Here is a 21,128-nt window from a genome sequence, read left to right as displayed (position 1 = left end):
CCTGTTGAGGCAGATAAACGCGCCGCGGGTCCTTGACCTGACTGCGGACCTGCCGGATGTCGCCAGGTTCAGTCCCCGTCAGAAGACGGTTCGTGAGCGCCGGAAAGATGTCCCGATCAACGATGGTGTTGCGCATCGATCGGGTACTGTCGTCCATACAGGCTTCCTTTAGCCGTCGCTGCGCTCGCTGTTTCTCTTGAGCGGCTGAACGTCCCTCGGATACCGATTGCCAAACACCGAGGCATTCTTCCCGCGCGATCGCCAGAGAGATCACGGCCCTTCCATATCGAGCCGGGACAATGGTTTGTCGGCGGCCATTGAGACGACTGTGCGTTTAACCGTACCCCCGACAGACGCCGGATCACTCCCACTCGATCGTGCCGGGCGGCTTGGACGTCACGTCGTAGACGACGCGGTTGATGCCCTTCACCTCGTTGATGATGCGAGTGGCGGCACGGCCAAGGAACTCCATGTCGTAGTGGTAGAAATCGGCTGTCATGCCGTCGACGGAGGTCACCGCCCGCAGCGCGCAGACGAATTCATAAGTGCGCCCGTCGCCCATCACGCCCACCGTCTGCACCGGCAGGAGAACGGCAAAGGCCTGCCAGATCGCATCGTAGAGGCCGGCCTTGCGGATCTCGTCGAGATAGATCGCATCGGCGGAACGCAGGATTTCGAGCTTCTCGCGCGTCACGCCGCCGGGGCAGCGAATGGCAAGCCCCGGCCCCGGGAAGGGATGGCGACCGATGAAGCTGCCGGGCAGGCCAAGCTCCTTGCCGAGCACACGCACCTCGTCCTTGAAAAGCTCGCGCAGCGGTTCCACCAGGCTCATGTTCATGCGCTCGGGCAGACCGCCCACATTGTGGTGCGACTTGATGGTCACGGACGGACCGCCCGTGAAGGATACGCTTTCGATCACGTCGGGATAAAGCGTGCCCTGCACCAGGAAATCGGCGCCGCCGAGCTTTTTCGCCTCTTCCTCGAACACTTCAATGAACAGGCGACCAATGGTCTTGCGCTTCTTTTCCGGATCGCTCTCGCCCTCCAGAGCGCCGATGAAGCGGTCGGCGGCATCCACCAGGATCAGCGGCAGATTATAGTGCTCGCGGAACATGGCGACCACTTCGGACGCCTCGTTCTTCCGCATCAGGCCATGATCGACGAGAATGCAGGTGAGCTGATCGCCGACAGCCTCATGCGTCAGAAGGGCTGCCACGGAGGAATCGACACCGCCCGAAAGCGCGCAGATCACCTTGCCGTCGCCGACCTGCTTACGGATCGCCTCAATCGCCTGCTCGCGATAGGCCGCCATCGTCCAGTCGCCCGAAAGACCGGCGATCTTGTGCACGAAATTGGAAAGGAGCTTTGCGCCGTCGGGCGTGTGGACCACCTCGGGGTGGAACTGAACACCGTAATATTTGCGCTCCTCATCGGCAATGGCTGCAAAGGGCGCGCCCGTCGAGGTGCCAACCACGCGGAAGCCGGGCGGTATGGCCGTCACCCGGTCGCCATGGCTCATCCACACCTGATGGCGGGTGCCTTTCGCCCAGACGCCCTCAAACAGCGGGCAATCATTCTCGATCTCGAGGAAGGCACGGCCAAACTCACGATGGTCGGACCCTTCGACCTTACCGCCAAGTTGGGCGCACATGGTCTGCTCGCCATAGCAGATACCGAGCACGGGAAGGCCGGAATCGAAGATCACCTGCGGCGCTCGCGGGCTGCCGATATCGACAGTAGAGGCCGGGCTGCCGGAAAGGATGACCGCCTTGGGCGTAAGGCGCTTAAACGCCTCTTCGGCCGACTGGAACGGAGCGATTTCGCAATAGACTCCGGCCTCGCGCACCCGCCGCGCAATGAGCTGCGTGACCTGGCTGCCGAAATCAATGATGAGAACTGTGTCGGGATTGGATATCGTCATGCTGAGCCTTTAATGAAACGCATGCCGCTTCGCAACCTCTAACCCTCCCGATCTCCCCGAATATCGTCATTGGTCGAGAGTGCCAGCGCTGCTAGTGCAGATTTCAATGCGGCTAGCCCTTCCTGCCCGAGCAGTTTGCGATAACGTTCTTCGAGTTCGATCTTGATGCGGTCGGCGTCCCGGAGAGCCGAACGCCCCTTGGGCGTGTGAGCAACAATTCTTGCACGCCTGTCGCGCGGGTCTGGTAGACGACGAACGATGTCTTCCCCCTCCAGCCCGTCGATCAACTGCTGAACAGCCTGCTTGGAAATCCCCATCCGTTCAATCAAAACGGACTGCGCCGTACCCCGGCTCGCCACATGCCCCAGAAGCGTTGCACGTGCATCGGTCATCCAGTCATGTCCTGCCGCGCGCATCGCACGAACGAAGGCCGTCTGCCAGGCGCGGTTGGCTTTTGAAAGGCGCCACCCCAGATGGTCGGGCCAGGCTTCAGACTTTTTGTCAATACTCTTGACCATTCTTCAATCACACCGTATTTGTCAAGCTACTTGACTACATAGATCACTGTGGTGATCGACGCAAACCGACACCGGAACGCTGGAGCACGTCATGACCATTCTCACCAGAGAAAACCTGCAGTTTCTGATTCCAGGCACGACGCATATTCTGGAGCACAACGGAGCAGATGCCTTCGTCTATCTTGGACAGGACGGAAAGGGGCACATGCTGCTGAATACCGGCGAAACCCGTTCGGGCTCATGGCGTCTTCTCAACGATGGCTACGCAACACACTGGGACGGCGGACAGAAAGGCGACTGGATGCTGGACGCCACCGCCGACGGGCTGTTTTATGTGTCACGTGATGGAAGCCAGCGCCTCAAACTACGCGGCATTCTGTTCGGCAATGCGAAGAACCTGCCGCAGTGAACGGATCAGCCGCCGAGCAGGCCATCGGCAATGGCCCGTTCGAGACGGTCCACCGCGTCGGCAAGCTTTTCATCGATGACATGCAGATATTCGGTCCAGTCGTTCACGTGCTGCAGTTCCGCCGCCCCGTCGGAGATACCGCGCAGCGCCACCAGATCGAGACCGAATCGCTGGCAGGCGCGCAAGACGGCAAAGGTTTCCATATCCACCATGTCGGCATTGATGGCGTCGTAGGCGGCCCCTGAAATCACGTTGCCGCCGGTCGACAGCGTCGCCTCGGGAACGCCCGGAATGCGATGCGGCAGCGGCATGATCGCCGGATGATCTAGGAAAGGCGTCACACCTTTCTCAAATCCAAGCGGCGAAGCATCCATGTCGCGGTAGGAGACCGAAGTCGCCTGATAGACTTCCGTCTGCTTCAGACTGCGGCTTCCGGCGGATCCGAGAGAAACGAGCAGATCCGGCAGATGGCCTTCGGCATCGAGAAGCGCGAGTTCCGCACCAAGGACCACCCCCGCCTCCACCGGACCGACACCTGTCATCAGCGGCGTGAATCGCTTTTTCAGATGCGGTCCGTATTCGGCATCCGCCGCCATGACGAAGAGAACGCGTTTTCCGGCGAGCATCGCCGGCTCCACCGGTGCCCGCGTCATCCCTCGATTCCCTCGCGTCCGATGATGGTCATCATGGTTCCGGTCATGGTGGCGATCAGTTTGGCGTCCCCCTCGGACGAATAGGCGTAGGCCTGCCCGTCAGCCACGATGATGGTGCGACCGGGCTTGGTGACGGTGCCGCGAAACAGGAAACGCTCGCCGCGCCCCGGTGCAAGCAGGTTGACCTTGAATTCGATGGTCAGCACCGCCGCGTCCTCGGGCATCATGGAAAAGGCCGCATAACCGCAGGCCGAATCGAGCGCGGTGGAGATCACGCCCGCATGGAGAAATCCGTGCTGCTGGGTCAGCGCCTCTGCATAGGGCATCTCGATCTCGACAATGCCCGGCGTCACCAGCGTCAGCTCGGCGCCGATGGTCTGCATCATTTTCTGACGGGCGAAGCTGGCGCGAACGCGGGCTTCGACATTGATGGGGTTTGCTGCCTTGCTCATTGTCTCGCCACGCCTGCCTCAGACGCGCTCCAGTGCGGCAAAATGGAAGCCGTCAGTCGCCGTACGGCCGGGTGAAAGGGCGATGCCCGTGGTTCCGTCAATTCTCGCCTTCGCGGCCTTTCCGGAAAAGTGCCTTTCCCACAGTGCCTCATGGTCCACCGGGCGGAAATCCGGATTGGCTTCGAGGAAGGCCCGCACCTGATCGTCGTTTTCCTCTGCAAAGACCGAACAGGTGATATAGGCAAGCCGCCCACCGGAACGCACGAAGCGCGCCGCGCGCCGCAGAATTTCGGCCTGCTCCGCCTGCCGCTGCTCGAGCTGTTTCTCACCGAGCCGCCATTTGGCATCTGGTCTGCGCCGCCAGGTGCCTGCTCCCGTGCATGGCGCGTCGACAACGACCAGGTCGAGCCGTCCCTCATGCGCGGCGAGCGCTTCCTGATCGGCCACCGCCTGCACATTGCGGCAGCCCGCCCGCTTCAGGCGCTCGAAAATAGGCGCAAGTCTCTGTTTCTCGGCGTCGAAAGCCTGAATCTGGCCGGTGTTCTCCATGGCCGCCGACATGGCGAGCGACTTACCGCCAGCGCCGGCACAATAGTCGAGCACCTGCATGCCCGCTGCGGCTTCGGTGAGAGCGGCAACGATCTGCGAGCCCTCGTCCTGAACCTCGAACCAGCCCTTTTGAAAGGCGGGCTCTGCCTGCACATTGGGATGCCGTCCCTGCCCTTCGATCGGGCCGATGCGCAGACCCTGCGGCGCAAGTTCACTCTCGTGAACGCCGGTGCGTGCCAGCGCCTTGGCCACCTTTTCGCGCGTGGATTTTAACGTGTTGACCCGCATGTCGAGCGGCGGGCGTTCCGCAAGGGCCGCAGCCTCGGCCACCCAGTCGTCGCCCCAGGTGCGCCTGAGAAGCGGCTCGCACCATTCAGGGCATTCCGCGCGCACGCCGTCAGGCGCCCCGCCCAGAGGGTGCGCGGCGATGCGGTCTGCTTCCTCGCCTGAAATCAGTGGCGGTGCAAAATTGTCTTCCGCCAGTGCCCCATTCAACGCTTCCGGGTCGTATCCCGCCTCGATCATCAAGGCTCCGAAGGCCAGCGCACGCGGGCTTTCTTCCTGAAACATCCAGGCCGCCGAGCGCTTGCGGCGTAGCGCATCATAGACGAGGTTGCCAATGGCAGCGCGATCCTTGGAGCCGGCGAAACGATGGGACAGGCCCCAGTCTCTCAGCGCTTCCGCAGCCGGGCGATAACGCCGGTCAATGTCTTCCAGAATTTCAATGGCCGCAGCCAGCCGTCCGCCAAGTCGCATATGACACCTTTGCCGGTTACCCGAATGGCGCACAGCTAGCCGGAAGCAGGCCTTTAGACAAGCAAAACGGGCGCGGATCGCTCCACGCCCGCACTTTATCAAAGCCTTTTCAGCCTTGCCTATTCGGCAGCGCGCTGTGGCGTCTTGCCGGTCACGGGTACGGCGTTGGCCTCATATCCATGCGCTTCCTTCAGCGCCTTGCGCACGCCATTGCCGTAGTCCGGGTGGATCTTGTCGAAATGCGCGAGTTGGCGTTCGATGATTTCACCGGGCACGCCACCCATCGCGGCGGCAATGTTGGAGAACAGCCGGTTCTTTTCTCCCTCATCAAAGAGGTTGAACAGCGCGCGGGGCTGGCTGTAATCGTCATTGCCGATGCGGTGATTGTAGCGGTCCGCATCGCCCGAGATTTTGAGCGGTGGCTCCTTGGCAGCCGGGTTCTCGACCGGACCGCCAAAGGAGTTGGGCTCATAAAATGCGTCGGGATTGCCCGTCTTGATGCCTCCGAACGTGTTCATCTCGCCATCGCGATGATAGTGGTGAACCGGGCATTTCGGCTGGTTGACCGGGATCGTCTCGTAATGCGTGCCGAGCCTGTAGCGGTGTGCGTCCGCGTAGGAAAAGATGCGCGCCTGAAGCATCTTGTCGGGCGAATGACTGATCCCCGGCACAATGTTGGACGGCGAAAACGCGGCATTCTCAATCTCGGTGAAGTAGTTGTCCGGATTGCGGTTCAGCTCCATCACACCAATGTCGATCGGGGGATATTCCGCATGCGGCCAGACCTTGGTCAGGTCGAACGGATTGTAGGAGGTTTTCTCCGCATCCGCCTCGGGCATGATCTGAACCTGCACCTTCCACTTCGGAAAGTCGCCATCCTCGATCGTGCCATAGAGCGCTTCCTGATAGCTCTCGCGGGTCTTGCCCACCACCTGCTCGGCCTCCGCATTGGTGTGGTGTTTATGGCCCTGCATGGTCTTGAAGTGGAATTTCACCCAGAAGCGCTCACCCTTGTCGTTCCAGAGCGAATAGGTGTGTGAGCCGTAGCCGTTCATGAACATGGGCGCCGTCGGCAGACCGCGGTCGGACATCAGGATCGTGACCTGATGAAGGCTTTCCGGCGACAGCGACCAGAAGTCCCACATGGCCGTGGGCGAACGCATATTGGTGCGTGGGTGACGCTTCTGCGTGTGGATGAAGTCCGGGAATTTGAGCGGATCGCGGACGAAAAAGACGGGCGTGTTGTTGCCCACCAGGTCCCAGTTGCCGTCCTCGGTGTAGAACTTCAGTGCAAAGCCGCGCACGTCGCGCTCGGCATCGGCCGCGCCCTGCTCGCCGGCAACGGTGGAGAACCGCGCGAGCATCGGCGTTTCCACGCCCGGCTGAAGTGCCTTGGCAATGGTGTATTTCGAAATGTCGCCGGTGATCTTCAAAACGCCATGCGCTCCCCAGCCCTTGGCGTGAACCACGCGCTCGGGGATGCGTTCACGGTTCTGGTGAGCAAGCTTCTCGATGAGCTGGTAGTCCTGAAGAAGAACCGGGCCGCGCTCACCCGCGGTTACGGAATTCTGGTTGTCGCTGACGGGGGCGCCAGCAGACGTGGTCATCGTGCGTTTGTCTGCCATGAAAGAAACTCCCTTGCTTGCTCTCCGGTTTTGCCCGGCTGCCGGTCTCACCTGCGGCGTGGCTTGGAACGGTTCTAAGGTATCGACGCCGCTTGATAAATTCCAATTGTCTTTAATATTCGATGCGATAATCTAAACTTATGATACGCCTCACCATCAGACAGATGCAGTATTTCGAGCGTCTGGCCGAAACGCTTCATTTCGGACGCGCCGCCATGAGCTGCGGCGTCACGCAGCCGGCGCTTTCGGCACAGATTTCTGAAATGGAATCCCAGCTTGGCTTCAGGCTGTTCGAGCGCGGCAGCGGCGGCGTACGCCTCACGGCCGAAGCGCAGGCGATGCTGCCGCGCGTGGCACGCATCCTTTCCGAGGTCCGCGATCTGGAGGGCGAGGCCAGACGGGAACGCAAGGCGCTTGAGGGTCGCTTCCGGCTTGGCGTCATTCCCACAATTGCGCCCTATCTGCTTCCCGAACTTCTTCCGCTCCTGAAGCAAAGATTTCCGCAATTGCGGCTTGAGGTGCGCGAGGCTGTTACCGCCGCTCTGGCTGAAGACACTGCGTCCGGTCGCCTCGACGCCATGATCGCGGCCGAACCCGTCGAAGACAGCCGGCTCGCGCCCGACCTCCTCTTTGAGGACCCGTTCTACCTCGCGGTGCCGACCGCCGACGCTGCGCGCATCGCCCCGCCCGTGGCGCAGGAAAGCATGGCGCTGGAGCGGCTGATGCTTCTGGAAGACGGCCATTGCATGCGAGGCCAGGCGCTCGAAATCTGCGGGCGGGTCAAACCGGTGACGATGGAGACCTTTGGCGCAACGAGCCTGACGACGCTTTTGCACATGGTGTCGCATGGGATGGGTGTTACCCTCATTCCGCGGATGGCGCGCGCCTCGGCGAATCTTCTGCCGTCCGTCAGCGTGCTGCCGTTTCTCGATCCCAGCCCTTCCCGCAGCATATGCCTCGCGGGCCGCAAGTCCAACCCGCGAAAAGACGATTTCGCGGCTTTGCGCGAGACCGTTCTTCAGGCGCACGAGGCTCTGCTCGCACGAGGGTAATCTTCATCCCGCGTTCCAGAGCGTCAGCGCAAGCAGCCCCCACATGGCGCCCAGTGCGAGAAACCCAAGCGTGAACATCGGCTGACGAAAGCGTATCCGGTTCGAGGTGACGTGCACAAAGGCGTGTGCATAACGCGACAACACGAATGCCCAGGCCAGCCAGACTGCAACCGGCCCCGCCCCGCCCGTTACAAACAGTGCCAGGCATACCGCGTGGAAAAGCACCGGCAGTTCAAACTGATTGGCGAGATTGTTGCGCACAAACAGGCTTTCGACCGGCTCGTCACGGTTCTCCCTGAACTGGGAAACGCGTGCACTGCCCGTTTCCACAGCCTTTTTTCGGCGCAGGGCGATCAGCACATACACGGCATAAACGAGCGCGACATGGGCGATCATCGGCCAGAAGATTGCGTGTTGGGACATACCCCTCCCCTCCCGGTTTCCAGGCTTCCAACGCTGATTCCTGATTTTACCATCAGCATTGAAACGCAGACGTTTGGCAAGGGTGGCGCTATCGCAAGGACAAAACCATGAAAGCTTACGTCGCCGAGTGTTTTGGAACGTTCTGCCTTGTCTTCCTGGGATGTGCCAGCGTCACCGCCGGCGGATTCGGAAACCTCCTGCCACTAGGAGGTCTCGGCATTGCCGTTTCATTCGGCGTTGCGGTGATTGCCATGGCCTATGCCGTTGGCCCCGTCTCCGGCGCGCACCTCAACCCTGCCGTGACCGCCGGCGTTTTCCTGGCCGGTCGCATGCCTGTGAAAGACGTGGTGCCCTATATGGTCGCGCAGATCGCCGGAGCCGTGATCGCTGCCGCAGCACTGTGGGGCATGGCGAAGGGCTCTGATGCCGTCGCCCCCATATCCCGTGCAGCCAACGGCTGGGAGGGCGCGGGGCTTTCCCCCATGCCCACCGCCTTCGCACTCGAAGCGCTGGGAACTTTTATATTCGTGACCGTCATCCTCGGCGTAACCGCGAAGAAGCACCGGACCCCGCTGTCCGGCATGGTCATCGGCCTCACGCTGGTCGCAATTCACCTGTGCCTGATCCCTGTCACCGGCACCTCGGTCAATCCCGCACGGTCCATTGGCCCCGCGCTTTTCTCTGGCGCACGCGAAATGAACCAGCTCTGGCTCTTTATCGCTGCCCCCTTTGTCGGTGCGGCCGTTGCCGGCATCGTTGCCAGGACGACACTGATGGAACGAACCTGACGCCATGAAAAAGGGCCTTGCGGCCCTTTCTCGGAAAGCAGGTACTGGACACGCGCTCAGGCGCCGCCCGGGTAGTTCGGGCTTTCACGTGTGATCGTCACGTCATGCGCGTGGCTTTCACGAAGACCCGCGCCCGAAATGCGGACAAAGGTCGCCCGTTCGCGGAATTCTCCAAGATTTGCCGCACCCACATAGCCCATGGCCGCCTTCAGACCACCGGTGAGCTGATGAAGGACACCGCCGGCTGGGCCCTTGTAAGGCACCTGCCCTTCAATGCCCTCGGGGACCAGCTTCAGCGTGTCACGCACTTCGGCCTGGAAATAGCGGTCGGCCGAACCGCGCGCCATCGCGCCGACCGAGCCCATGCCGCGATAGGCTTTGAAGGAGCGCCCCTGATGCAGGTAAACCTCGCCCGGGCTCTCATCGGTGCCCGCGAGGAGCGAACCGACCATCACTGCCGATGCACCGGCTGCCAGTGCCTTTGCCAGATCGCCGGAGAACTTGATGCCGCCGTCGGCGATCAGCGAAACGCCTTCCCTGTCGGCGACCTCCACCGCGGACATGATGGCCGAGAGCTGCGGCACGCCGACACCGGCGACAATGCGCGTGGTGCAGATGGAGCCCGGCCCGATGCCGATCTTGACGCCATCGGCTCCCGCATCGATCAGCGCCTTGGTGCCATCCGCGGTTGCCACATTGCCCGCGATGATGCGCACGGTGTTTGAAAGCTTCTTGGCCCGCGCAACGGCGTCGAGCACACGCTGCGAATGGCCATGGGCGGTATCGATCACCAGAAGGTCCACACCAGCATCGATCAGGCGTTCGGCACGCTCGAAACCGTCATCGCCAACACTCGTTGCCGCCGCTGCGCGAAGACGCCCCTGCGCGTCCTTGCTCGCATGTGGATTGAGCTGCGACTTCTCGATGTCCTTGACCGTGATCAGGCCGACGCAGTTGCCCGCATCGTCGACGACCAGAAGCTTCTCGATACGGTGGTGATGCAGAAGCCGCTTGGCCTCGTCCTGCGCCACGCCTTCCTTCACCGTTACGAGGTTCTGATGTGTCATCAACTCGCGTACAGGCTGCGCGGGATCCGAGGCGAAACGCACATCGCGATTGGTCAGAATGCCGGCCAGCCGCCCGGTCGCATGCCCTCCTGCACCACCATTCTCCACCACAGGAATGCCGGAGATGCCGTGTGCGCGCATCAGGGCCTGCGCTTCGGCCAGTGTCGCATCAGGGCCAATGGTGATCGGGTTCACCACCATGCCGGATTCAAACTTCTTGACCTGGCGCACCTCTTCGGCCTGCTCGACCGGTGTCAGGTTGCGGTGGATAACACCGATACCACCTGCCTGAGCCATGGCGATTGCGAGGCGCGATTCCGTAACCGTGTCCATCGCCGCGGACAGGATCGGGATGTTCAGGTCGATGTCGCCGGCAATGCGCGTGCGCACATCCGTCTGACCGGGCATCACCTCGGAGTGGCCGGGCTGCAGGAGCACGTCGTCGAAAGTGAGCGCCTGGGCGCCGGTTGCTGTCTCGATGATTTTTGCCATGGCCGACCCTTTGGAATGAGAGGACGCGCGACCCCGCCACAAAATGGCACGGCCCCGCTTATGTGATTCCCTTTCAGGATTGGCGCTGGCTGGTACCACGTCAGCGCCGGCTTGAAAAGGTGGTGCTTTTTCAATGCGTGAGAATTGTTTCGTCCACACGACATGACAGCACCAACACAGCCGCACCTCTGCCACAGGACAGACGCGCTTCCCGGTGCTATAGCCCGGACGCTGATCCGGACTGCCTGTCCCCCCACATCTTCACCCGGCAGACCGGCACAGGAACAGAATGCCTTGAACCGCACACTGCCGCTCATACTCGCCGTCGCGCTCTTCATGGAGCAGATGGACTCAACCGTCATCGCCACGTCGCTGCCGGCCATCGCTGCCGATATCGGCACCAGCCCGGTAACGCTGAAACTCGCCCTGACGAGCTATCTCGTTTCTCTGGCGATTTTCATTCCGATCAGTGGCTTCATGGCTGACCGCTTCGGCGCCAAGCGGGTTTTCCGCATAGCCATCGCGGTCTTCGTGATCGGTTCCATCGCCTGCGCCTTTTCCAATTCGCTGGGGGCGTTCGTGCTTTCGCGATTTCTGCAGGGGATGGGCGGCGCGATGATGACACCGGTCGGCCGCCTTGTTCTCGTGCGTGCCGTGCCACGCGAGCAGCTTGTGAAAGCCATGGCCTGGCTGACAGTCCCCGCTCTGATCGGTCCGATTGCCGGCCCACCGCTAGGCGGCTTCGTCACCACCTATTTCTCCTGGCACTGGATCTTTCTGATCAATGTGCCGATCGGGCTTCTGGGCATTGTCGTCTCCGGTTATGTCCTGCCCGATTTCGCAAGGGAAGAAACCGGGCGACTGGACCTTTCCGGCTTCCTGCTTTGCAGTATCGGCGCATCGGGACTGGTGTTTGGCCTCTCGGTCATCAGCCTGCCAGCCCTGCCGCCCGTCATCGGTCTTGTCACGGTGGTGATCGGTGTCATGGCGGCTGCGCTTTACGTTCGCCACGCCCTGCGCACCCCACGTCCCATTCTGAATCTCAGCCTTTTCGCCAACCGTACCTTCCGGGCGGCCATCATCGGCGGCTCGCTGTTCCGCATCGGCGTCGGCGCTGTGCCGTTTCTGCTGCCGCTCATGTTTCAGGTGGTGTTCGGTCTCACCCCGTTTCAGTCGGGTCTTCTGACCTTCGCATCGGCATTCGGTGCCATCGCCATGAAATTCATTGCCACCACCGCGCTGCGCCTCGGCGGGTTCCGGGTTGTTCTGGTCACCGCGTCGGTGCTTGGCGGCGCGAGCATCGCCGTCAATGCGCTCTTCACCCCTGCGACACCGCACTGGGTGATCATCACCGTGCTGGTCGGGTCCGGCCTTCTGCGCTCCCTGTTCTTCACATCGGCCAACGCTCTGGTCTTCGCCGAGCTTGGCGACCGGGAGGCAAGCCAGGCCTCCACCATCTCAGCGGCAGCCCAGCAGGTAAGCATCGCGCTTGGTGTCGCTGTCGGGGGAGGAATCCTGGAGGCGTCCGCCTTCATTACCGGAACGGAGCTGGGTATCGACGCATTCGTCAACGCATTCCTGATCGTCGCCGCGCTTTCGGCGCTGGCGGCCGTACCGTTTCTCACCCTGCCGCCAGAAGCCGGCAGCCGGGTTTCCGGTCACAGCAGACGCCGCGGCAGGCTCACCGAGCCGGCACCGGCGGGCGAGTAGCTACTCCGCGCCTGCCCTCAACCGTCGTTTTCGGGATCGGCTTCGGAGCGGCCCTTGAACCCCTTGGCCAGAAGATAAAGCTCGACGGATTCGGCGCGCGAAGCCTGGGGCTTCACGTGGTGGACGGATTTGAAATTGCGCTTGAGCTGATCGAGCAACCCGGTTTCGGCGCCGCCCTGAAAGGTCTTCGCCAGGAAATGTCCGCCAGGTTTCAGCACGGAAAGCGCGAAATCCGCCGCCGTCTCGCACAGATGCATGGTGCGCAGATGGTCGGTCTGGCGATGCCCGGTGGTCGGCGCAGCCATGTCGGAGATGACCAGATCCGGCGCTTCACCAAGCGTCTCCAGAAGGCGCTCCGGCGCATCATCGTCCAGAAAATCCATCTCCAGAACGATCGCGCCCGGCACGGCATCCATGCCCAGATAATCGATGCCCACCACGAGCGGGTTTTCAGGCGTGGATCCAACACGCTCGGCCGCGACCTGACACCAGCCTCCCGGGGCCGCACCGAGGTCGATCACCCGTGCCCCCGGAAAGAGCAATTTGTGGCGGTCGTCGATTTCCGTCAGCTTGTACGCCGCTCGCGAGCGCATGCCCTCGGCTTGCGCGCGATGCACGTAGGGGTCGTTCAGGTGCCGTTCGAGCCAGCGGCGCGACGAATTTTTCAGGCCGCGCTTCTTCTTGACGCGTGTCTTGAGCGCGCGCGCCCCGCCCGCCTTGGCCGGTTTCTTGCTCATCCGCCCAACCTCATGTCCCTCGTCCCATCCGCCGCCGGCGCCGCCAGGCACCATCGGCGGCCATCATTTCGTTCAGCATGCCTTCGCGCAGGCCGCGGTCGGCCACCCTTAACCGCTCCGAGGGCCAGCGCCGGCGGATCGCCTCCAGGATGGCACAGCCGCCGAGCACAAGGTCGGCGCGATCCGCGCCAATGCAGGGATTGGCCTTGCGCTGTTCAAAATCCCACGAGAGCAGCGTGTCGATCATGCGGTCGACATTGTCCCGCTCCATCCAAAGCCCGTCGACCTGTCGGCGATCATAGCGCGCCAGTCCCAGATGAACGCCGGCAAGCGTCGTGACCGTTCCAGAGGTTCCGATGAGATGAAACCGCCCCCCTGCAGCGATCTTTGAAAGCCGCCCGCCATCATCGAACCGGTCGAGCATCTCGCCCACGGCGTCGACCATGGCGGAGAAGGTTTCGCGCGTCACATGGTGGCCGCCAAAGCGCTCGGCAAGCGACACCACGCCCACGGGCAGTGATGTCCATGCGACGATATGATCGGCGAGCCGTGGCGTGCGGTGCCGCGAAATGTCCACGAGGGCGATCTCGGACGATCCGCCGCCAATGTCGAACAGCACCACGCCCTCCGTGCCGCGTTCCACCAGCGTGCTACAGCCGGCAACCGCCAGCCGGGCCTCGGTCTGCCGGTCGATGATCTCCAGTGTCAGCCCGGTCTCGTGTTTCACGCGTTCGATGAAGGCTTCGCCATTTTCGGCCGAGCGGCAGGCTTCCGTTGCGATCAGCCGCATGCGCCGGGGCTTCCGGTGCCCGAGCTTTTCCGCGCAGATGCCAAGCGCCGTGACAGCCCGGTCCATCGCTGCTTCGCTGAGGCGACCTTCAAGGCTGAGCCCTTCTCCGAGGCGCACGATCCGCGAAAAGGCGTCCACCACGCGAAAGTGCCCGGGCCGCGTCGGCACGGCCACCAGAAGCCGGCAATTGTTGGTGCCAAGATCGAGCGCGGCATAGGACGTGCGCTGGCCTTCCTGCGCCGATTCGCGCCGCCTTGCCGGCTGAGGCCGGTTGAGCTTCCCGGTCTCCAGCTGAGGCGGGGCCTCCTGCTGGGTAGCGGCCTCTCCGACTGCACCGCGCACGAAGGCGCGGCGCCTGCGCCGCTTTCTGCGCTTTCTCTTCGGGGGCTCCCCATCCGGGCGCGAAGAACCATCCGCATGGGCCGCTTCGCCCTGCACACGCGCCTGCGAAGCGCCTTCGTCACGCGATTCTCCAGAGGATGCGTCCTGCGCCGGGCCCTTTGCCGCACCGGGGCGCGTGGCCCCGTTCCGGCGCGACTTCTTTCGCCTGGGCGAGGCAGCCGTCTTGCCCGTACGGGCAGGCTGTCCGGCCGACCGATCGTCGAAGCCGAGGGAAGAGCCCCCATCCGACGCGGCATCCCGGACGACCTCATTTACCGGCGAGACCTCGCCGTGGTCGTGGTTTTCCACCGCTATTCCTTCGCCGCCGCGCAAGCCCTTTTGGGCGCAGCAGGCAGCTCATATCGTTTAGTTGGCGGCAGAGTATCAGCCATAGCAGGTTTCACCAAGAGCGGTGTTGGCCGGAAACGCAATGATCTCTGCACGGCCGGAAATTTTGTCTTTGTCAGAATTGAATCCGCATCCGCCCTTGACTATAAAACTCATATCGCTAAATAGCGTGGCGAAAGCGGCCAGCGCCGCCTGCTGGGGAATAGGTTAACGGTAGACCCACGGACTCTGACTCCGTTAGTCCTGGTTCGAATCCAGGTTCCCCAGCCAAACTTTTCCCTACATTCGCAGTTATCGCATTCTCGCGCAGAAGCCAGCGACTGCATTCCATTTCCGGGATTGGGCGATCTTCAGCCTAGTGCTCCATGACGAAATGATCGGGCGCCACCTCGATCATCCGCCGTTCAGGCTTTTCCCAGTCGAGCGAACGCACCGGGCTCTTCAACTCATCGGCAATCAGACCACGCCGCCGGCCCCGCGTGGCCGGATCGGGGACCGGCACGGCATCAATGAGCTTTCGCGTATAGGGGTGGCGCGGGTTCGACAGAACTGCATCCCGCGGGCCGATTTCAACGATCTCGCCCAGAAGCATGACAGCTATACGATGGCTGACACGCTCCACGACGGCGATGTCATGACTGATGAAGAGATAGGCGAGGCCGAGTTCGCGCTGCAGATCGAGCATCAGATTGACAACCTGCGCCTTGATGGAGGCATCGAGCGCGGAGACAGATTCATCGGCAACGATCAGGCTGGGCTCCAGCGCAAGACTGCGGGCGATGCAAACGCGCTGGCGCTGCCCGCCCGAAAACTCGTGCGGAAACCGCAGCGCATGCTCACGGGTGAGACCGACCAGTTCCAGCAGATGGGCAACCTTGTCCTGCGCCTCCATGGGATTGCCGAGACCGTGCACCCGGATCGGTTCGGCGATAGCGGACCCCACCGTCTGGCGCGGATTGAGCGATCCATAGGGGTCCTGAAAGATCATCTGCATGCGCCGGCGCGCAGCACGCAGGCTGGCTGCATCGGCATCCATAAGGTTTTCCCCCTCGAACGAAACGCGGCCAGCGACCGGCTCGACAAGCCGCAGGATGGAGCGACCGGTGGTCGACTTTCCGCAGCCTGATTCACCCACCAGCGCCAGGGTTTCGCCGGCGCGGACCGAAAACGAAACGTCTTCCACGGCATGCACCTGGCCCCTGACGCCGCCGAGCAGGCCACCTCGCACGGCAAACCGTGTCGTCAGACCCTCAACGTCGAGAATGGGCGTACCGCGTCGATCCGGCTCATCGTCCGGTTCGGGGCCCGGGCCGGACACATCCATTGCCGGAAAGCGGCGCGGCGTCCGGGTGCTGGAGAGCGAACCCAGTTTGGGCACCGCGCCCAGCAGCATCTTCGTATAGCCCTCCTTCGGCGCGGTGAAGAGCTCCGTGGCGGGTGCTTCCTCAACCTTGTCGCCCTTCAGCATAACGACCACGCGATCGGCGATCTCGGCAACCACGCCCATATCGTGCGTGATAAACATCACCGACATGCCAATCTCGTTCTGAAGCTCCCGGATGAGTTCGAGGATCTGGGCCTGGATGGTCACGTCGAGTGCCGTCGTCGGTTCGTCGGCGATCAGCAGCTTGGGCTGGCAGGCGAGCGCCATGGCGATCATCACGCGCTGGCGCATCCCGCCGGAGAAGCTGTGTGGATGCTCACCCGCGCGTCGTTTGCCGTCGGGTATGCGCACGAGCTCGAAGAGCCGCTGCACCTCCGCCTCTGCCTGCGCGGCATCCATATTGCGATGGCGGCGCAGCGCTTCGGCCACCTGGAAGCCGACCGTGAGCACAGGGTTCAGGCTCGTCATGGGTTCCTGGAAGATCATCCCGATCTCACCGCCACGCACATCGCGCATGGCCTCTTCATCGAGCGTGAGAAGCTCCCGGCCATCCAGTTTGATCGAGCCCTCGATACGCCCCATGCCCTGCTGGATGAGCCGCATGATCGACAAAGCCGTGACCGACTTGCCTGAACCGGATTCGCCGACAACGGCAACGGTCTCGCCCCGGCTGATGTCGAAGCTCAGATCGCGCACCACGGGCAGCCAATTGCCATCGACGCGAAAGGAGGTGGTGAGCCCCTGAATGGAGAGGATGGGCGTGGTCATTCTTCACCCCGCAATCTTGGGTCGATGGCGTCGCGCAACCCATCACCGAGCAGGTTCAGGGCGAAGACGACGATAAGGATGGCGATGGACGGGAAGAGGGCCAGCCAGAAACTGTCTAGAATGTTCTCGAACCCCTCACGGATCATGCCGCCCCAGGTGGCGGTCGGCGGCGCAACACCCAGTCCGATGAACGCCAGCGATGCCTCCACGCGAATAGCCGTGGCGAGCCAGAGCGATCCCATGACGAGAATTTCCGGCGCGATGTTCGGCAGGATGTGGCCGAACATCAGCCGCGTGTCTGAATAGCCCAGCGCCCGCCCCGCCTCGATGAACTCGCGATTTTTGACGGCAATCGTGGGCGCGCGCGCGATACGCGCAAAGGGTGGGATGGCCGTCAGCGCGATGGCGATAACCAGATTGGCGATGGACGGCCCGAGCATTGCAACGACGATGAGACCGAGGATCAGAGACGGAAAGGCCAGAAGCACATCCATTATCTGCATGATGATGATGTCGGTTCGCCCGCCATAATAGCCGGCGACCATGCCGATCAACGTGCCAAGAACCATGGCCGAGCCGATGGCGAGCAGGCCGATGGCGAGCGAGATACGCGCACCCCACAGAATGCGCGACAGCGTATCCCGCCCATAATAGTCCGTGCCGAACCAGTGCTCGGCGGATGGTGGCTTGAGGCGGAAGAGAATGTTCTGGTCGAGGGGATCGTAAGGCGCAATCCACGGCGCCAGTATCGCCAGCGCAGCGACAATCAGAAAAACGCCGAGCCCCACCCAGGAGGTCTTGTTGGCGTTAAACGCCTTCAAAAGGCCGCTGCCGGTGGCGACGAGTCCCCTGCGCAGATAAGCGGCGCGGGAGAGGGAAGCTGCGGTCGACTGGGTCATGAATATTTGATCCTCGGGTCGATCAGGCCGTAGGTTAAGTCGGTCAGGAGATTCACCAAAACGACGATCAGCGTGTAGATCACCATCATGCCCTGCAGCATGGTGTAGTCGCGCTGATTGAGCGCACCGATGATCAGCTTTCCAAGGCCGGGGCGGTTGAAGACGATTTCAGTGAGCACCGAATTGCCGATCAGGATACCGAGATAGAGCCCTACAACCGTAACCACCGGGATCATGGCGTTGCGCAGGCAATGCCGCCAGATGATGGTGGCAAAGGCCAGTCCCTTGGCGTAGGCCGTGCGCACATAGTCCTGATTGAGTACCTCCAGCATGGCTGAACGCGCCACGCGGGTGATGTAGGCCGCCATGATGAGGCCGAGATTGATCGCCGGCAGCGCCAGGTCGCGCAGGCGTTCACCCAGTGTCGTGCCCTGCCCGGAGCTGATCACCGGGAACCATCGGAGCTGGATGGCGAAGACCAGAAGCAGAAGAACCGCGGAGACGAAGGCCGGGAAGGACAGCCCGAGCAGCGATGCCATGCGGGTGATGTAATCCGGCAGTTTGTTGCGCCTGACTGCAGACCAGACACCGAGCGGAACCCCCACCACCGCGCCCAGGATGAGCGAAACGATTGTCAGTTCGAGTGTTGCGGGGAGAACCTTCAGGATTTCCTGAATGACGGGACGCCCGGAAACCATGGAGACACCCCAGTCTCCAACGACGACCCCGCCCAAGAACTGGAAGTACTGAATGTAGAGCGGCTGATCGAGGCCGAGCCGGGAACGCAGGGCAACCAGCGCTTCCTGGCTGGCCTGGTCACCGAGGATCGCCATTGCCGGATCGCCCGGCAGAATGCGGACTATGAAAAAAACGATGGTCAAAACGGCAAAGAGCGTGATGACCGCGAAGCCAAGCCGTTTCAAGACGAATGCTGTCATGGCACCTGTCGGTGCACCGATGTCGAACCGGCGGCGCTCCGCCCCTCATCAGCCGACGAGGGGCGGGACCGCTGAAGAGACCGGCGCGATTCCGATCCCTATTCAGTAAAGTGGGCGGCTTCGGTCACCGGCGGGCTCAGATTGAGCGAGCCGTTCACCTCCACACCGAGATCGAGCGTATCCTTCCAGGCCCAGAGCTGCAGGCTCTGCACGATCGGGACGGCGCAGACCTCGTCCATGATCTTACGCTGTGCCTCGGCCCACAGTTCGAGCTGCCTGTCGGCATCCGTTTCGACACGCGCCGCGGTGATCTCGTCATCGGCCACCGCACAATGCGAGAAATTGGTCACTGCCGTTGGCGTGCCGACAATGGCGTCGGAATGGAAGAACTGCGACAGATAGGTGTCGGCCACCGGAAAACGCGCTGCCGCGTAGTGGGTCACCTGACTGAGGTCCTTGCGGATCTGCTCATGAAAGGTGGCATGCTCCACCGTCTCGATTTCGAGATTGATGTCTGCTTCCCGCAGCAAGGCCTGAATGGCTTCCATCGTCGTGATCATGCCCGGCAGCGTGGTGTGGATCGCCTTGATGGTCACGCCATCGGGATGACCGGCCTCGGCGAGCAGGGCCTTCGCCTTTTCGATGGAGTATTCATAGGTCGGCACATCGTCGGTAAAGCCGAGATACCCCTCGGGCACCGGCGAGATCGCCGCCAGCGTCACATCCGGCCCCTTGAACTGCACCATCGCATCGCGATTGATGGCATGCGCCACGGCTCGACGCACGCGCACATCGTCAAGCGGCGGCATCGTCATGTTGAGATGAATGACCGACATTTCACCGGGCTTCATCACCGCAACCTTCGTACCGGGTATTTTCGAGATGCGCTCGACCCAGGTCTGGTCCTGCTTGCCGTAGATCATGTCGATCTCGCCTGATTGGAACGCCAGGTCGCGCGAGGCATCAGACGGGATGTAACGGTAGTAGATTTCCTTGATCTTGGGCTCGCCCCGGAAATACTCGGGATTGGCCACCAGCTTCACATATTGCTGCGGCTGGTATTCCTCGAACATGAAGGGCCCGGTGCCGATCGGTGTGCGCTCAAAATCGGCGCCCAGCGCCTCGACCGCGTCCTTACAGACGATGTTGCCGCCGTGATAGGGCACAAGCATGCCCAGAAGGCTGGGAACCGGGTTCTTGAGCTTGATGGTGACCTCATGGTCGCCGGTCGCCTCAACGCTGTCGAAGGCGCTGTAGTCCTTGGCGAAAGCCGAAACATCGGAATTTGCCGAGCGGTTGAGTGAATAGACCACGTCCTCGGCGTCGAGCGGACCATAGTCGCCGTGACACTCAACGTCCTCGCGCAGCTTGAAGGTCCAGGTCAGCCCGTCATCCGATGCCGTCCAGCTTTCGGCAATGTCGGGCTCGATATCGGCGGGGCTTGCCTCACCGGGCTTGATGCGCACCAGACCGTTGAACATCCAGTGCAGAAGCCCCTTGTCTGGCGTGGACGTGGCCACATGCGGGTCGAGCTTGCCGGCATCGGCACTCCCCATGCCGATATTCAGCGTCTCGCCCGCAGCGAGCGCACTGCCTGCCATCAGCAGGCTTATTAATGTTGTCGCGATTGTTCTTTTCATTGGTTCCACCTCTTCGCGTTTCGATCTGTCGTGACGTGCTCCCTAAAGCGTGTCTTCGAGCCGGCAGTTCACCAGCATTTCAGCCATCGCCGCCGTGTTCGGGAGGGCGATGGCAGTTGCAGCGAGCTCGGCGAGGTCGCCGGGCTCGATCATCTCCTCGCGCGCCACCTTGGTGACGCCGGCGGTGAGATCGGTTGCGACGAAGCTGGGGCAGAGTGCGGTGGCGCGAACGCCATGCTTCCACCCGATGCGGCGTGTGCCGTGCGTCAGCGCCATCATGGCATGCTTCGTCATGTTGTAGGCGATGTTTTCATTGCGGACCCGCTTTCCCGAAAGCGAGACCACATTGACAATGCGCCCGCTTCCAGACGCCTTGAGATGCGGCAGGCAGGCGCGGGTAAGAAAGAGAGGCCCCTTAACATTGATGGTCCAGAGCGCATCGAGATCGGTTTCCTCGCCTTCTTCGATTGAAAACGTGTTGGAGGTGCCTGCGTTGTTGACCAGCGCGTCGAGGCGGCCGAACTTGCCGAGCGTGGCAGCAACCCAGTCGTCATGTGTCCGGCGATCGCTTGCTTCGTAGCGCGCGCAAAGCAGTCGGTCGCCCGCAAGATCGGCAAACGTCGCCTCCAGTGATGCAGCATCCCGAGCACCCGCGCTGACCGCATATCCCCTGGCGTACAGGGTCTCGACCAGCGCCCGGCCGATCCCCCGGTTCGCACCCGACACCATCACGACGCGCCCTTTTGGATCAAGCACCTTTACCTCCAATGATGCATTTCCCGGTCATTCGCGCCTCCCCCAATTCATCCCTAAAGCCATCCCCCTAAA

Annotated in this window: 18 protein-coding genes, 1 tRNA gene and 1 pseudogene; 5 read left to right on the top strand and 15 right to left on the bottom strand. The window is 62.2% G+C overall.

The window, feature by feature from the left end:
• Window positions 1-361: 361 nt before the first annotated feature.
• Window positions 362-1,921, bottom strand: coding sequence for a glutamine-hydrolyzing GMP synthase (gene guaA / locus KUG85_RS09265; protein ID WP_223004972.1), 1,560 nt, complete (start codon window positions 1,919-1,921; stop codon window positions 362-364).
• Window positions 1,922-1,959: 38 nt separating this feature from the next.
• The gene (locus KUG85_RS09260) at window positions 1,960-2,439 is read right to left on the bottom strand and encodes a MarR family winged helix-turn-helix transcriptional regulator (RefSeq protein WP_223004971.1); all 480 of its coding nucleotides are present in this window, start codon (window positions 2,437-2,439) and stop codon (window positions 1,960-1,962) included.
• A 91-nt stretch (window positions 2,440-2,530) separates the two neighbouring features.
• Here KUG85_RS09260 and KUG85_RS09255 point away from each other — a divergent pair, with 91 nt between their 5' ends.
• A complete protein-coding gene (locus tag KUG85_RS09255; RefSeq protein ID WP_065816186.1) occupies window positions 2,531-2,848 on the top strand; it encodes a hypothetical protein in 318 nt (105 codons plus the stop codon).
• 5 nt (window positions 2,849-2,853) lie between these two features.
• On the opposite strand, the gene KUG85_RS09250 is transcribed toward KUG85_RS09255, so the two are convergent.
• The 4 genes from KUG85_RS09250 to katA all read right to left on the bottom strand — a co-directional run bounded on the left by KUG85_RS09250 (window position 2,854) and on the right by katA (window position 6,883).
• Entirely contained in the window at window positions 2,854-3,501 is a 648-nt protein-coding gene (locus KUG85_RS09250) for a 5'-methylthioadenosine/S-adenosylhomocysteine nucleosidase (RefSeq protein WP_065816187.1), read from the bottom strand.
• On the bottom strand, window positions 3,498-3,953 hold the full coding sequence (locus KUG85_RS09245) for a PaaI family thioesterase (RefSeq protein WP_223004970.1): 456 nt from the start codon (window positions 3,951-3,953) through the stop codon (window positions 3,498-3,500). The genes KUG85_RS09250 and KUG85_RS09245 overlap by 4 nt, the downstream gene beginning before the upstream one ends.
• 18 nt (window positions 3,954-3,971) lie before the next feature.
• A complete protein-coding gene (locus KUG85_RS09240) occupies window positions 3,972-5,258 on the bottom strand; it encodes an RsmB/NOP family class I SAM-dependent RNA methyltransferase (RefSeq protein WP_223004969.1) in 1,287 nt (428 codons plus the stop codon).
• Window positions 5,259-5,377: 119 nt separating this feature from the next.
• Entirely contained in the window at window positions 5,378-6,883 is a 1,506-nt protein-coding gene (katA, locus tag KUG85_RS09235) for a catalase KatA (protein ID WP_223004968.1), read from the bottom strand.
• A gap of 140 nt (window positions 6,884-7,023) precedes the next feature.
• Here katA and KUG85_RS09230 point away from each other — a divergent pair, with 140 nt between their 5' ends.
• Complete coding sequence (locus KUG85_RS09230; RefSeq protein ID WP_223004967.1) at window positions 7,024-7,935, top strand: hydrogen peroxide-inducible genes activator; 912 nt, start codon at window positions 7,024-7,026, stop codon at window positions 7,933-7,935.
• A gap of 3 nt (window positions 7,936-7,938) precedes the next feature.
• On the opposite strand, the gene KUG85_RS09225 is transcribed toward KUG85_RS09230, so the two are convergent.
• Window positions 7,939-8,358, bottom strand: coding sequence for an MAPEG family protein (locus KUG85_RS09225; RefSeq protein WP_223004966.1), 420 nt, complete (start codon window positions 8,356-8,358; stop codon window positions 7,939-7,941).
• 104 nt (window positions 8,359-8,462) lie between these two features.
• On the opposite strand from KUG85_RS09225, the pseudogene KUG85_RS09220 reads away from it, so the two are divergent.
• A pseudogene (locus KUG85_RS09220) lies at window positions 8,463-9,146 on the top strand (MIP/aquaporin family protein); the annotation flags it as partial.
• A 56-nt stretch (window positions 9,147-9,202) separates the two neighbouring features.
• Here the strand turns inward: KUG85_RS09220 and guaB are convergent.
• A complete protein-coding gene (gene guaB / locus KUG85_RS09215) occupies window positions 9,203-10,705 on the bottom strand; it encodes an IMP dehydrogenase (protein WP_223004965.1) in 1,503 nt (500 codons plus the stop codon).
• A 294-nt stretch (window positions 10,706-10,999) separates the two neighbouring features.
• On the opposite strand from guaB, the gene KUG85_RS09210 reads away from it, so the two are divergent.
• Window positions 11,000-12,415: a DHA2 family efflux MFS transporter permease subunit gene (locus tag KUG85_RS09210; RefSeq protein WP_407673654.1), complete on the top strand. Its 1,416-nt coding sequence runs from the start codon at window positions 11,000-11,002 to the stop codon at window positions 12,413-12,415.
• A gap of 17 nt (window positions 12,416-12,432) precedes the next feature.
• Here the strand turns inward: KUG85_RS09210 and KUG85_RS09205 are convergent, their stop codons facing one another.
• Complete coding sequence (locus KUG85_RS09205; RefSeq protein ID WP_223004964.1) at window positions 12,433-13,152, bottom strand: RlmE family RNA methyltransferase; 720 nt, start codon at window positions 13,150-13,152, stop codon at window positions 12,433-12,435.
• A 10-nt stretch (window positions 13,153-13,162) separates the two neighbouring features.
• A complete protein-coding gene (locus KUG85_RS09200) occupies window positions 13,163-14,632 on the bottom strand; it encodes a Ppx/GppA phosphatase family protein (RefSeq protein ID WP_407673653.1) in 1,470 nt (489 codons plus the stop codon).
• 235 nt (window positions 14,633-14,867) lie between these two features.
• Between KUG85_RS09200 and KUG85_RS09195 the strand changes: the two genes are divergently transcribed.
• Window positions 14,868-14,941: transfer RNA gene (locus KUG85_RS09195), tRNA-Gln, on the top strand.
• Window positions 14,942-15,026: 85 nt separating this feature from the next.
• Here KUG85_RS09195 and KUG85_RS09190 read toward each other — a convergent pair.
• The 5 genes from KUG85_RS09190 to KUG85_RS09170 all read right to left on the bottom strand — a co-directional run bounded on the left by KUG85_RS09190 (window position 15,027) and on the right by KUG85_RS09170 (window position 21,056).
• Window positions 15,027-16,823, bottom strand: a complete 1,797-nt coding sequence (locus KUG85_RS09190) for an ABC transporter ATP-binding protein (RefSeq protein ID WP_223004963.1) — start codon at window positions 16,821-16,823, stop codon at window positions 15,027-15,029.
• A complete protein-coding gene (locus tag KUG85_RS09185; RefSeq protein ID WP_083212938.1) occupies window positions 16,820-17,722 on the bottom strand; it encodes an ABC transporter permease in 903 nt (300 codons plus the stop codon). The genes KUG85_RS09190 and KUG85_RS09185 overlap by 4 nt, the downstream gene beginning before the upstream one ends.
• Complete coding sequence (locus KUG85_RS09180) at window positions 17,719-18,660, bottom strand: ABC transporter permease (RefSeq protein ID WP_223004962.1); 942 nt, start codon at window positions 18,658-18,660, stop codon at window positions 17,719-17,721. The genes KUG85_RS09185 and KUG85_RS09180 overlap by 4 nt, the downstream gene beginning before the upstream one ends.
• A 98-nt stretch (window positions 18,661-18,758) precedes the next feature.
• The gene (locus KUG85_RS09175; protein WP_223004961.1) at window positions 18,759-20,300 is read right to left on the bottom strand and encodes an ABC transporter substrate-binding protein; all 1,542 of its coding nucleotides are present in this window, start codon (window positions 20,298-20,300) and stop codon (window positions 18,759-18,761) included.
• Window positions 20,301-20,342: 42 nt separating this feature from the next.
• On the bottom strand, window positions 20,343-21,056 hold the full coding sequence (locus KUG85_RS09170) for an SDR family NAD(P)-dependent oxidoreductase (protein WP_255606322.1): 714 nt from the start codon (window positions 21,054-21,056) through the stop codon (window positions 20,343-20,345).
• Window positions 21,057-21,128 lie beyond the last annotated feature (72 nt).

The organism is Nitratireductor rhodophyticola, from assembly GCF_019891355.1.
Taxonomy (GTDB): Bacteria; Pseudomonadota; Alphaproteobacteria; order Rhizobiales; family Rhizobiaceae; genus Nitratireductor; species Nitratireductor rhodophyticola.
Note: the sequence above shows the minus strand (reverse complement) of the source record. Positions and strands in the feature narration are given on the sequence as shown.